The sequence below is a fragment of the Candidatus Sulfotelmatobacter sp. genome (assembly GCA_035498555.1).
Taxonomy (GTDB): Bacteria; Eisenbacteria; RBG-16-71-46; order RBG-16-71-46; family RBG-16-71-46; genus DATKAB01.
The window spans coordinates 1-11,757 of record DATKAB010000004.1; the positions used below are offsets into that span (position 1 = coordinate 1).

Here is an 11,757-nt window from a genome sequence, read left to right on the forward strand (position 1 = left end):
CGCGTGATCGAGGGCGCCGACCACTCGTTCCACGTGCTGAAGAAGAGCGGCCGCACCGACGACCAGGTGCTGGACGAGCTCGCCGCCACGGTGGCCGAATGGCAGGAAGGACTCGCGTGAGCGTCGAGGTGCGAGTGGGAACCAGCGGCTTCTCCTACGACGAGTGGAAGGGCAACTTCTACCCGGAGAAGCTCGCGTCGAAGGACATGCTCCGCCACTACGGCGAGCGCTTCCCGACCGTCGAGATCAACAACACCTTCTATCGCCTGCCGAAGGAGGCGGTGCTGGCGGGCTGGGGCGACCAGGTGCCCGAAGGCTTCCGCTTCGTCATCAAGGCGTCGCAGTTCATCACCCACATCAAACGCCTGAACGAGTGTGGTCAGCCGCTCGCGAGGCTCTACGGCGTGACGAACGCGCTCGGCCCGCGCCTCGGTCCGCTGCTGTTCCAGCTGCCGCCGACCCTCCGCAAGGACCCGGCGCTGCTCGCGGCCTTTCTCGACGCGCGACCCGACCGGCGGCGCGTCGCGATCGAGTTCCGCCATGCCTCGTGGTTCGACGACGAGGTGTTTGGACTGCTTCGCCAGCAGGGCGTTGCCTTGTGCGTGTCGGACACCGGCGAGGAGCCGGTGGCGCCGCTGATCGCGACGACCGACTGGGGCTACGTGCGGTTGCGGCGCGAGGAATTCAAGGAGGCCGACCTTCGCGACTGGGCGCGCCGCATCGGGGAGCAGCCGTGGCGCGAGGCGTTCGTGTTCATCAAGCACGAGGAAGAGGGGCTGGGGCCGAAGCTCGCGGCGAAGCTCATCAAGATGTGCGCGAAGGCCCCGGCGCAGGCGACGGTCGCCGCGCCCGTCCAGGGTCCGGCGCCCGCCAAGTCCGCGGCGCGCGCAAGAACGCCGGCCCCCGCCAATTCCGCGACCGCCGCCAGGGCGAAGAAGCGAGCGCGATGAAGCTGCTACCGGGGGGAATGCGACTCGCGGCGACCGATGTCGCGAATCATCTGGCCTGCCGGCACAAGACCACGCTCGAGCGCGGGTCGGCGGACGGGAGCTGGAAGCCGCCCGACTGGTATCGCCCGGAAGCCGAGGTCCTGGCCGAGCGGGGTCTCGAGCACGAGCGCGCCTACCTCGCCCATCTCGAGTCGCAGGGCCGGAAGGTCACGCGGCTCGATTTCGAAGACGGCGAAGGCGCGATCGAGAAGACGCTGGCGGCGATGCGCGCGGGCGCCGACGTGATCGCGCAGGCAACGCTCGCCCACGGCCGCTGGCTCGGCCGCGCCGACGTGCTGCTGCGCGCCGAGCGCCCGAGCGCGCTCGGCGCATGGTCGTACCAGGCCCTCGATACCAAGCTCTCGCAGGAGACCAAGGCCGGCGCCATCCTCCAGCTCTGCCTCTACTCGGAGCTGCTCGAGAAGGCTCAGGGGTTCCTGCCGGAGTACATGTACGTGGTGCCGCGACGCCCCGATTTCCCGCTCGAGACCTATCGCGTCGAAGATCATCTCGCCTACTACCGGCTGGTGAAGAAGAAGCTCGAGTGGGCCGTGAACGATTCGACCGAAGCGTCGCCGCCGACGACCTACCCGGATCCGGTGCCGCACTGCGACGTGTGCCGCTGGTGGCCGCGCTGCGACCGGCAGCGGCGCGACGACGATCACCTGAGCTTCGTCGCCGGGCTCTCGCGTCTGCAGATGCGCGAGCTCGAATCGCGCGAGATCGAGACCCTGGCGGCACTCGCCACTCAGCCGCTGCCCCTGCCGTGGAAGCCGTCGCGCGGCGCGAAGGAAGGCTACGCGCGCGCGCGCGAGCAGGCGCGCGTGCAGCTCCTGGGCCGGACCGAGGGCCGCCTGGTGCGCGAGATGCTGGCGCCCGAGGCGCACCGGGGCCTGGCACTCCTGCCGCCGCCCTCGCCCGGCGACGTGTTTCTCGATCTCGAGGGCGACCCCTACGTGGAGGAGGGCGGGCTCGAATACCTGTTCGGCTGGGCGGCCGCCGCGCTTCCCGAGGACGGCATGCTGGCGCTGGAAGTCGGATCGCCCCGCTATCACTCGCGCTGGGCGCTCGGCCGAGCGGCCGAGGGGCGTGGATTCGAAGCGCTGATGGATGCGATCCTGTCACGTCTCGATCGCGATCCCAACCTGCACGTCTACCATTACGGCATCTACGAGCCGGCCGCCCTGAAGCGCCTGATGGGGCGGCACGCCACGCGCGGTGCCGAGCTCGACACGCTGCTGCGCGGACTTCGATTCGTCGATCTCCACGCCATCGTGCGGCAGACGTTCCGCGCGAGCGTCGAGGAGTACTCGATCAAGAAGCTCGAGCCCTTCTATGGCTTCGTGCGCGAACAGCCGCTCGAAGGTGCCAAGAGCGCGTTGCGCGCGATGGAGCGCGGACTCGAGCTGGGTTCGGCGCTCGCCGCCGACGGCGACGAGGCACGGATCGTCGAGGCCTACAACCGCGACGATTGCTTCTCGGCGCGCGCGCTGCGCGACTGGCTCGAGGACCTGCGCCGCGAGCTGGAGCGAGACGGCGTCGAGATCGGGCGCCCGCAGGATATTTCCGGCGAGGCCAGCGAGCGAGTCGGCGAACGCGAGGCGCGCGCGCTCGAGCTGGCGAGCCGGCTGCGCGAGGGTGTTCCGGAGGAGAAAGAGGAGCGCAACCGAGAGCAGCAGGCGCGCTGGCTTCTCTCTCACCTGCTCGACTGGCACCGGCGCGAGGAAAAGGCGCAGTGGTGGGAATATTTTCGGCTGCGCGATCTGTCGGAGGACGATCTGCTCGACGAGAGTGCCGCGCTCTCGAAGCTCGAATTCGTGGAGCGGGTCTCGGCCCGTCGCTCGATTGTCGACCGCTACCGTTTCGCTCAGCAGGAAACGCGCATCCGCGCCGGCAGTAAGCTGCAGGTGCCGCTTCCCGACGACCGCGCGTTCGGCGAGGTCGTGACGATCGACCTGCGTGCGCATACCGTGGACATCAAGAAGAGCGGGGCGTGCGCGACGATCCATCCCGCGAGCGTCTTCGAGCACGATCTGCGCAAGACGTTCGAGCAGTTCGAATCGCTGATGAGGCTCGGGGCGTGGGTCGCGGAGCACGGCGTGGATGCGCCGGGCTCCTACCGCGCGGCGCGCGATCTGCTGCTCGGGCATCGGCCGCGGCTCTCGGGACACGAGGGCGACGCGCTCGAGCGCGAGGGCGAGGGCGGTGTGCCGGCGGCGCGACGGCTCGGGCTCCAACTCGATCACGGCGCGCTCGCGGTCCAGGGCCCGCCCGGATCCGGCAAGACCTACACCGGCGCGCGCATGATCGTGGATCTCGTGCGGAGTGGAAGAAAAGTCGGAGTCTGCGCCCAGAGCCACAAGGTGATCGCGAATCTGTTGAGGGCGGTGGTCGAGGCCACGGCCGATGGCGGGCGCGTCGCGTGCCTGCAGAAGGTGAGCGAGAAGAGCGAGGCGCCGGTTCCCGGAATCGCCGAGACCACCGACAACGCCGAGGCCCTGGACGCGCTGCGTTTCAACCGTGCGCGCGTGCTCGGCGGCACGTCCTGGATGTGGGCGCGCGAGGAGTTCTTCGAGGCGGTGGACGTGCTGTTCGTGGACGAGGCGGGTCAGCTCTCGCTGGCCAACGTGCTGGCGATCGCCCAGAGCGGGAAGAATCTCGTGCTGCTCGGCGATCCGCAGCAGCTCGAGCAGCCGATCCAGGGCACCCACCCGGAAGGCGCCGCGGCCTCGGCGCTCGAGCACGTGCTGGCGGGACGCCAGACCATCCCCCACGATCGCGGGCTCTTCCTCGAGGAAACCTGGCGGCTGCCGCCTTCCATCTGCGATCTCACGTCCGAGCTGTTCTACGAGCGGCGGCTCAAGGCCCACGTCGGGCTGGAGCGCCAGGAGATCCTCGGCGACTCTCCGTTCGCGGGCTCGGGATTGTGGTACGTCCCGGTTCGCCACGAGGCGAATCGGAGCTCGAGTCCCGAAGAGGCCGACGTCGTCGTGGAGCTGGTGCAATCGCTCGCCGAGGGCGGCGTGCGCTGGCGCGATCGCGAGGGCGCCGAGCAGCCGCTCGGCCTCGAGCACATCCTGGTGATCGCGCCCTACAACGCCCAGGTCGCCGACCTGGAATCGCGGCTGCCCAAGGGCACGCGCGTGGGCACGGTCGACCGCTTCCAGGGGCAGGAGGCGCCGGTCGTGATCTGCTCGATGACCACCTCGGCGCCCGAGGACGCGCCGCGCGGCATGGAATTCCTCTACAGCCCGAACCGCTTCAACGTCGCGACGTCGCGCGCGAAGTGCGCATGCATCGTGGTCGCAAGTCCGCGGCTCTTCGAGCCCGACTGCCAGAGCCCCAAGCAGATCAAGCTCGCCAACGCGTTCTGCCGTTTCCTCGAAGTGGCGCGCGAGGTGCGTCTCTCGCCCGGCGCGGCGGCCCGTAGCTGATCGAGATTGCCTGCCGCGAGGCCGGCGTCTATCCTGCCGACATGGCGCGCTTTCTCGTCAAAACCGAGCCCTCCACCTACTCGTTCGCCGATCTCCAGCGCGACAAACGCACGGTGTGGGACGGGGTGTCGAATCCGGTGGCGCTCCGAAACATGGCGACCATCAGGAAGGGCGACACGGTGGTCGTGTACCACACCGGCGACGAGAAGCAGGCGGTGGGGCTAGCGGTCGCGGCCTCGGACGCCTATCCGGATCCCAAGCTCAAGAATCCCAAGCGCACCGTGGTGGACCTGGCGGCCGACCGGCCGCTCCGCGCGCCGGTGACACTGGCGAACGTGAAGACCGATGCCGTGCTCAAGGCCACCGACCTGGCGCGATTGCCGAGACTCTCGGTGATGCCGTTCACCGAGCCCCAGTTCCAGCGACTTCTGAAGCTGGCCGGCGAGTAGTTCAGCCGCTCGCCGCGCGGCAGGCGCGCGTCAGCTCCTTCCGCTCATCGTCGGAAAGATCCGCGCTGAAGTGGAGCATCGGGGCGAGGACGTCGTCGGTTTCGAAGTAGTCCTTGCGGCAGCCGAGGTGGACGAACCCCGAGGGAGTGAAGCGACCGTCCTCGAAGAACACGAGTCGGATGCGCCAGTCCCCCTTCTCGATGAGCTTCTGGCAGCTCCGGCATTTCGCCTGACCGCTCGCCGCGCGTTCGGCTCCATCGATCCGCGGCAGCCGTCGATGCGCCGAGCTGGCGCGCGCGATCCGCTCGAGCGTCTCGCGGTCGGGCACGCCCTGCGGGGACTCGGCGATCATCTGGAGGATGGCTTCGGGTCGTTTGTATGCGGCGCAGGTGGGGTGAAACCAGAGCGTCATTTCGCCCTCGGCGAACGGATTCGGGAGTCGCTCGCCGAACCGAAGCTCGCCTTTCGAGAGCGCGCGCCCGCAGCCACGGCACTTGGCGCGGCCGCTCGAGGCGAGTTCGAGGACATGAGGCATGGCGGGTAGCGTATCCGATTTGCGGCCGGCGGGGCGCGATGCCTCATTCATGCGGCCGGCGGGGCGCGATGCCTCATTCATGCGGCCGGCGGCGGATCCACCTGGGCGCTCGGGTGCGCTGCCCGCATCTTCCGCCGAGCGGCCTGGGCGTAGGGCATGAAGTAGCGGTTGAGGGACTCGGGGGTCGACCGAAAGGTGTTCTCTCCCACGAAGTAATCGCAGACGATCTCGCGCACGCGGCAAAGCTCCTTGCGGCGTCCTCTGAGGCGAGGATCAGCGATGGTCATGTCCATGAGATCGAGAAAGCGGTTCAGTGCCGATCGCTCTCTGTCGGCCAGGCCCTGCTCGCGGGCCCGCAGGGCGCGCGACACTTCGCTGCCGGCGTTGCCCAGCTGCTCCATCAGTGACATGACGTGCCAGCGGCCCGCTGCCAGATCGGCGTGACGAGAGCTCAAGGCTGAACCAACTCCTCGACGACAGAACGGATGACGGCTCGAGCGTCTTGATTCTCGACGCCGCGGCTGGGGTTGCCCTGCGCCGGCCGCACGTTGATCATCGAGTCGAATTCGATCCAGCTCTCGGATGAATCGGCTGGATAGAGGTTGATCCCCCAGAGATCCGCCTGCGCGGAGCCGCTGTCCAGCAACCACTGCTCCTCGTCCGCGTGAAGCTCCCCGCCCACGACCATGACGCGGCGGCGGGAATCGACCACCGCCTTGATCATTTCTCCGAAGCTGGCTTCGGCAAGCTCCTTGAGTCGGGCGCGGGTGATCGGACGCAGGATCGGCTCCAGCGGAGACATGGACCTCAATCTAGCCCAGCGCCGTGAACCCCGCGAGCGCAGGAGACAATGGCCTCGCCCCGATTCCGCCGACCGGTTCCCCGCGCCTATCCCTCGGCCTGCTCGACCGGCGCCGGAAACAGCCGATTGAGCCACGCCTGCCACACCGGCTCTTCGCGTCCGGCCACCGCACCTGCGGCGTGGCCGTACAGATAGAGACAGAGATATACGTACGCTTGGCCGCCCATCTTCACGGCGGAGAGATGCGCGAGGCCCGGCGCGGGTTGATCGAGACGAACGGTGAGCTCGGGAGATGCCTTCTGCGCCACGTACTCGACAACCGCCGCAAAGCGTGGCGCGTCCCCGGATGATTTCACCGATTGTCCGACCCTCGCGCCCGCGAGGCCGAGCGGCTGGCTCAAGTCGGCCCACGCCTTTTCCAACTCGGGTGCGAAGGCCATGAGCTGGACCTGCGTGCACGGCTGGCCGCGGAAGTGGGTCAGGTAGCCATTGAGGATCCGGAAGAACGCCGGCCATCCCTTCTCGACGCTCTCGAATTGCTTGTCCCAGTCGTCGGTGCTCGAAAACCAGCTGTGCACGACGCGCACGCGACAGGTTCCGCCCGCCTTCGCCTCGACCGTCCACTCGGTCGCCATCGCCGGTGAACCCGGCCCGATACCTTCCGGGTTCTCGGCGATGAAGCGTCGCGGCGGATCCCAATCCCTGATCTCGGACTTCGACTCCATGCCGGGGCCGAAGTTCATCTCGATCGCTCCCCCTGCCCGCTCTTCGAGCTGCGTCGGGACGAACCACGCCGTCAGCCCCGGTCCAGTCGCGATCGCCTTCCAGACTTCTTCGGGGGTTCCGGGAACTTCGGTTTCGACGGCAATGAAGCGCCGTCCGGACGCGTCTTTCTGGGTGGGCATGTCGGCTCCTAGGTTCGAGACTTCCGCGGTGAGGGGTGGGCGACAAGAATGAGTCGATGCGCGCGACCGCCGGGCGCCGCCACATCGTGATAGCGCGCGACCAGCCCGGCGATCGCCTGAGTGAGCTCGGAGGTGAACGCCGCGCGCTCGGCGGGAGAGCGAAAGCGAATTTCGGTGTCGAGGCCGAGCGTCGCGAGCTGCTTGCCCTGCTCCCTGGAGGCACGCAGCATCTCGCCCACCTCGCGCACCACGCGCGCGGCCAGCGCGATCAGATAGTGAGCCGAGAGTCGGTCGGAGGCGCGAGCGGGATCGCTGGCGACATCGCCGAGCGCGGCCGGAGACACCACGTACGAGGCGGCCGTGGCGACCACCCGTCGCTCGACCAGCCCCCCCCAACGACGCTTTTCAACCGAGCGAACCAGCCCGTGCGCCTCGAGCGCGCGCAGGTGATAGTTCACCTTCTGGCGCGTGAGCCCGACGCGACTGGCGAGCGACGCCGCCGACCCGGGCTCGGCCAGCTCGGCCAGCAGGCGCGCGCGAATCGGATCGAGCGCCACCACGGCGGCCGAGGGATCGTCGATGACTTCGAGGTCGGCAATGGCTTCCATGCGCGCGATTGGACCATTGACAACTTTTGTTGTCAATAGAGATGTTTGCGGGCGGCGCGGCTCCAGCGGGCGCCCTCCCGCCCTCACCGCGGCTCGAGAGATCGATCAACGTGGCCGCCTGCGGCACGCGTCCCGATCAATGGATCGAGCTCTCGACCGATGACACCGCCGAGGCCCTGGCCTGGGTCGAAACCCGCGCCGTCTGTGACGGCAGCTACCCCGAGGTGGTTTCGGGGTCTCTCGCCATCACCCAACGGTACATCGAGTACCTGACGTTCCGATCCGGCGAGGGAGCGCGCCATCCCGTGCGCGTTCATCGCGCCAGCTACATCGATCGTTCGGGCTACGACCGATTTCATCCCGGCGCGTCGATCGGAACACTCGTCGTCCGGCCGGTCGACGGTGCCGCGGCACGGGGCGTCGCGGAATACCTCTGGTACATCGATCACCCCTACGCGTGGCCGAACCGGAAAGTGCTCACGTCCTTCAGTCACGCCTCGGGTGGGAGTGTCCTGCACACGATCTACTCCGTGTAGAGCACGACCGGAATGGGTCTGCTCGGTCCTTATCCGGTGATTGAGTTGCTCCGGGACGACTATCGGATCGACACCTCGACCGGCGCGATCGCGAGTGGCGGAGGAATGGTGCGAGCGATCGACGGATAGGGCGTGGCGCCGGCTCCCTGCCACGCCCATCTCGCCGCCACGCTGCTCTCAAGCCCCGGGCGATCCGGGCCGATCGCTCCGTGGGGCCCGCCCTCCGAGAAGCGTCGTTTCGCCCCTATTTCACGACCGCGGCTCTTGCCGTGCGAGCGCTGGCGCCCTGGGTGAGGCGGATGAGATAGACGCCCGACGGCAGCGCATGATCCCGTGCCAGGTCTACGACGTGTGGCCCCGCCCCCAGGCTCCCCACCTCGCGCGACAGCAGGCGCCGTCCCGCCACGTCCATCACCTCCAGCGTCGCGTGCTCGGCGCTCGGCAGCGTGAAGTAGATTGACAGGCTGCGGCCTGCGGAAGGATTGGGGTGCACTCCCCCGAGCGCGAACGCGGGCGCTCCCCCGCCCTCGACGCTCAGCGTCACCGGCAGCTGCAGGAGCGTGTAGGGGCCGACGTTTCCGTGCAGGTCCTCCGCCGCCAGCTTGTAGTACTGGAGCGGGGAGTGATCCACGTAGCCCGTGTCCGGCTGAGCGATCACCAGATTGCCGGGCCCGGGAATGAAGCCGGGCGTCGAGCCGCGATATACGAGGTAGTCCGCGAAGTCCGGAGCGCTGCTTGTCCCCCAGTGTAGCGACACCGTGCCGGCCGAGTACGTGCCGGTAAACGGCGTGACGGCGGACGGCGGGAGATTGTCCACCGAATAACCGCTGTCGGGAGCCGAGTCCCAATACAAGCCGTCCGAGGTCTCCTCCGCTTCCACCATGAAAAGCGTTTTGGGGTTGGAGCCGGCCACCGAATCGGTTCCGGTTGCGGCGACATAGCTGTATCCGGGAAAGCCGCGCGACACCTGGCTCGCGAGATACTCCCAATAGAGCGTCTGGGTGCTCGTCTGCGTTGCGCGCAGTTCTCCCGCGCGCGGAGCGGCGTGCGCGGGATCCGCAAGCCGGCGCGTGCCGTTTCCAAGCCACCGCGCGGCGAGCACGCCGGGGACCTGCCGCCAGATCCAGTACTGCGTGATGGGGTCGCCGGGCGTGCGATCGAGCGGGCTCGAGTCCCAGTGCAGCTCCACTTCGCCGCCCTGATCGCCCGGGACGTCGAGAGCGCTCGCGATGTGCGGTCCGAGCGATGTCGGCATGCTCACCTGACCGAGCGCCGGGGAGTACTTGCCATCGCCGCTGTATGTCGCGTTGATCGTGTGACCGGCGAGTTGCGGATTGAAGCTCGACAACGACGCGACCGAACTCCCATTCAGCGCGGAGGTGCCGAGATAGGTATCGCCATCGAAGAAGCTCACCGTGCCGGTCGGAGTGCCGGAGCCCGGAGGAGGCGCCGACACGCTCGCGGTGTATGCGAACGAGGTGTTCGGCACCGGTAGCGCGGGGCTGGCGGCCAGCGCCAGCCGCGTCAGAGTCAATCCCAGCACGACGGACGCCGTGTTCGCGCTGCTGTTCGCCGTCGCCAGATCGGGCCTGCCGTCGCCGTTCACATCTCCAACCGCCACCGAGTACGGAGCGGTTCCGGTCCCGACGTCGGTCTTCGCTCCGAACGAGCCCGCGCCATTGCCCAGCAGCACCGACGCCGTGTTGGCGCCTTCGTTGGCCACCACCAGGTCGAGCTTACCGTCGCCGTTCACGTCCGCGATGGCCACCGAAATCGGGCCCGTTCCAGTCGCGAAGTCGGTCCTGGCACCGAACGAGCCCGTGCCGGTGCCGGGCAGCATCGACACCGTGTTCGAGCTGAAGTTCGCCGTCACCAGATCCGGCTTGCCGTCGCCGTTCAAGTCGGCGATCGCCACGGAGTAGGGAGCCGTTCCCGTCGCGAAATCGGTCTTGGCTCCGAACGAGCCGGCGCCATTGCCCAGCAGCACCGACACGGTGTTCGCGACCTCGTTGGCCGACACCAGGTCGGGCTTGCCGTCGCCGTTCAGGTCCCCGATCGCCACCGAGTAGGGAGCAGCTCCGGTCGCGAAGTCGGTCTTGGCTCCGAACGAGCCCGCCCCATTACCCAGCAGCACCGACACCGTGCTGGCCAGGTAGTTCGCCACCGCGAGATCCGGCTTGCCGTCGCCGTTCACGTCCCCGATCGCCACGGCGTAGGGATCCGATCCGGTCGGGAAGTCGGTCTTCGCGCCGAATCCACCGGTTCCATTGCCCAGCAGCACCGACACGGTGCTGGCAATGAAGTTCGGCGTCACCAGATCGGGCTTGCCGTCCCCGTTCAGGTCGCCGATCGCCACCGAGTTGGGACCCGTTCCGGTCGCGAAATCGGTCTTGACTCCGAACGAGCCCGCGCCATTGCCCAGCAAGACCGACACCGTGCTCGCGCTCCCATTCGCCGCCACCAGGTCGGGTTTGCCGTCGCCGTTCAGGTCCCCGATTGCCACCGAGAGCGGATTGTTTCCGATCGCGAAGTCGGTCTTGGCGCCGAACGAGCTCGTGCCGTTGCCCAGCAGCACCGATACCGTGTTGGTGCCGTTGTTGGCGGTCACGAGATCCGGCCGGCCGTCGCCGTTCACGTCTGCGATCGCCACCGAGTATGGAGTGGCTCCGGTCGGGAAATCGGTCTTGGATCCGAATCCCCCCGCGCCATTGCCCAGCAACACCGACACGGTGTTGGCGGTGTAGTTCGCCACCACCAGATCCGGCTTGCCGTCGCCGTTCACGTCCTCGATCGCCGCCGAGATCGCGTTGGTTCCGGTCGCGTAGTCGGTCTTGGCCCCAAATCCTCCGGTGCCGCTGCCCAGCAGCACCGACACCGTGCTGGAGTTGAAGTTCGCCACCACCAGATCGGGCTTGCCGTCGCCGTTCACGTCCCCGATCGCCACCGAGTAGGGAACGGTACCGGTCGTGAAATCGGTCTTGGCGCCGAACGAGCCCGCGCCATTGCCCAGCAGCACCGACAGGGTGTTCGCGCTCGAGTTCGCCGCCACCAGGTCGGGCTTTCCATCGCCGTTCAGGTCTCCGATCGCGACCGAGTAGGGAGCCCCTCCGATTGCGAAGTCAGTCCTGCCTCCGAATCCTCCCGCGCCATCGCCCAGCAGCACCGACACCGTGTTGGCGCCGAGATTCCCCGTCACCAGATCCGGCCCGCCATCCCCGTTCACGTCCCCGATCGCCACCGAGGTGGGGTTCGGGCCGGTCGCGAAATCGGTCCTCGGTCCGAAGGAGCCGGCGCCGTTGCCGAGCAGCACCGATACCGTGTTCGCGACGTAGTCCGCCGTCACGAGATCCGGCTTGCCGTCCCCGTTGACGTCCCCGATCGCCACAGAGAGCGGATTGAGTCCGGTCGCAAAGTCGGTCTTGGCTCCGAATCCCCCCAGGCCATTCCCCAGCAACACCGACACCGTGTTCGCGCCCGAGTTCGCCACGATCAGATCCGG

General features: G+C 68.1%; 10 protein-coding genes. 4 read left to right on the top strand and 6 right to left on the bottom strand.

Annotated features, from left to right (window positions below; all coding sequences use genetic code 11):
- Window positions 1-116 precede the first annotated feature (116 nt).
- Genes VMJ70_00710 through VMJ70_00720 form a run of 3 tightly spaced genes read left to right on the top strand, consistent with a single transcriptional unit; the run spans window position 117 to window position 4,872 of the window.
- Window positions 117-950 carry a DUF72 domain-containing protein gene (locus tag VMJ70_00710; protein HTO89624.1) on the top strand — a complete coding sequence of 278 codons (834 nt, stop codon included), beginning with the start codon at window positions 117-119 and terminating at the stop codon, window positions 948-950.
- Window positions 947-4,423: a TM0106 family RecB-like putative nuclease gene (locus tag VMJ70_00715; protein ID HTO89625.1), complete on the top strand. Its 3,477-nt coding sequence runs from the start codon at window positions 947-949 to the stop codon at window positions 4,421-4,423. The genes VMJ70_00710 and VMJ70_00715 overlap by 4 nt, the downstream gene beginning before the upstream one ends.
- A gap of 41 nt (window positions 4,424-4,464) precedes the next feature.
- Window positions 4,465-4,872, top strand: coding sequence for an EVE domain-containing protein (locus VMJ70_00720; GenBank protein HTO89626.1), 408 nt, complete (start codon window positions 4,465-4,467; stop codon window positions 4,870-4,872).
- Between the two features lies 1 nt (window position 4,873).
- Here VMJ70_00720 and VMJ70_00725 read toward each other — a convergent pair whose 3' ends face one another.
- The 5 genes from VMJ70_00725 to VMJ70_00745 all read right to left on the bottom strand — a co-directional run bounded on the left by VMJ70_00725 (window position 4,874) and on the right by VMJ70_00745 (window position 7,722).
- Window positions 4,874-5,407, bottom strand: a complete 534-nt coding sequence (locus tag VMJ70_00725) for a hypothetical protein (GenBank protein ID HTO89627.1) — start codon at window positions 5,405-5,407, stop codon at window positions 4,874-4,876.
- Window positions 5,408-5,484: 77 nt separating this feature from the next.
- Entirely contained in the window at window positions 5,485-5,862 is a 378-nt protein-coding gene (locus tag VMJ70_00730) for a hypothetical protein (GenBank protein HTO89628.1), read from the bottom strand.
- Window positions 5,859-6,209 carry a DUF5674 family protein gene (locus VMJ70_00735; protein HTO89629.1) on the bottom strand — a complete coding sequence of 117 codons (351 nt, stop codon included), beginning with the start codon at window positions 6,207-6,209 and terminating at the stop codon, window positions 5,859-5,861. The genes VMJ70_00730 and VMJ70_00735 overlap by 4 nt, the downstream gene beginning before the upstream one ends.
- An 86-nt stretch (window positions 6,210-6,295) precedes the next feature.
- The gene (locus tag VMJ70_00740) at window positions 6,296-7,114 is read right to left on the bottom strand and encodes an SRPBCC domain-containing protein (GenBank protein HTO89630.1); all 819 of its coding nucleotides are present in this window, start codon (window positions 7,112-7,114) and stop codon (window positions 6,296-6,298) included.
- Between the two features lie 8 nt (window positions 7,115-7,122).
- Window positions 7,123-7,722, bottom strand: coding sequence for a helix-turn-helix domain-containing protein (locus tag VMJ70_00745; protein HTO89631.1), 600 nt, complete (start codon window positions 7,720-7,722; stop codon window positions 7,123-7,125).
- Window positions 7,723-7,832: 110 nt separating this feature from the next.
- On the opposite strand from VMJ70_00745, the gene VMJ70_00750 reads away from it, so the two are divergent.
- Window positions 7,833-8,258 carry a hypothetical protein gene (locus VMJ70_00750; protein ID HTO89632.1) on the top strand — a complete coding sequence of 142 codons (426 nt, stop codon included), beginning with the start codon at window positions 7,833-7,835 and terminating at the stop codon, window positions 8,256-8,258.
- Window positions 8,259-8,502: 244 nt separating this feature from the next.
- Here VMJ70_00750 and VMJ70_00755 read toward each other — a convergent pair.
- Window positions 8,503-11,757: FG-GAP-like repeat-containing protein (locus VMJ70_00755; protein ID HTO89633.1), on the bottom strand; the 3,255-nt coding region annotated here is incomplete at its 5' end.

Excerpts from the sequence above, each read along its gene's own strand:
- VMJ70_00715 (HTO89625.1), top strand. The coding sequence starts at position 947 with ATGAAGCTGCTACCGGGGGGAATGCGACTCGCGGCGACCGATGTCGCG.
- VMJ70_00720 (HTO89626.1), top strand. The coding sequence starts at position 4,465 with ATGGCGCGCTTTCTCGTCAAAACCGAGCCCTCCACCTACTCGTTCGCC.
- VMJ70_00725 (HTO89627.1), bottom strand. The coding sequence starts at position 5,407 with ATGCCTCATGTCCTCGAACTCGCCTCGAGCGGCCGCGCCAAGTGCCGT.
- VMJ70_00735 (HTO89629.1), bottom strand. The coding sequence starts at position 6,209 with ATGTCTCCGCTGGAGCCGATCCTGCGTCCGATCACCCGCGCCCGACTC.
- VMJ70_00740 (HTO89630.1), bottom strand. The coding sequence starts at position 7,114 with ATGCCCACCCAGAAAGACGCGTCCGGACGGCGCTTCATTGCCGTCGAA.
- VMJ70_00745 (HTO89631.1), bottom strand. The coding sequence starts at position 7,722 with ATGGAAGCCATTGCCGACCTCGAAGTCATCGACGATCCCTCGGCCGCC.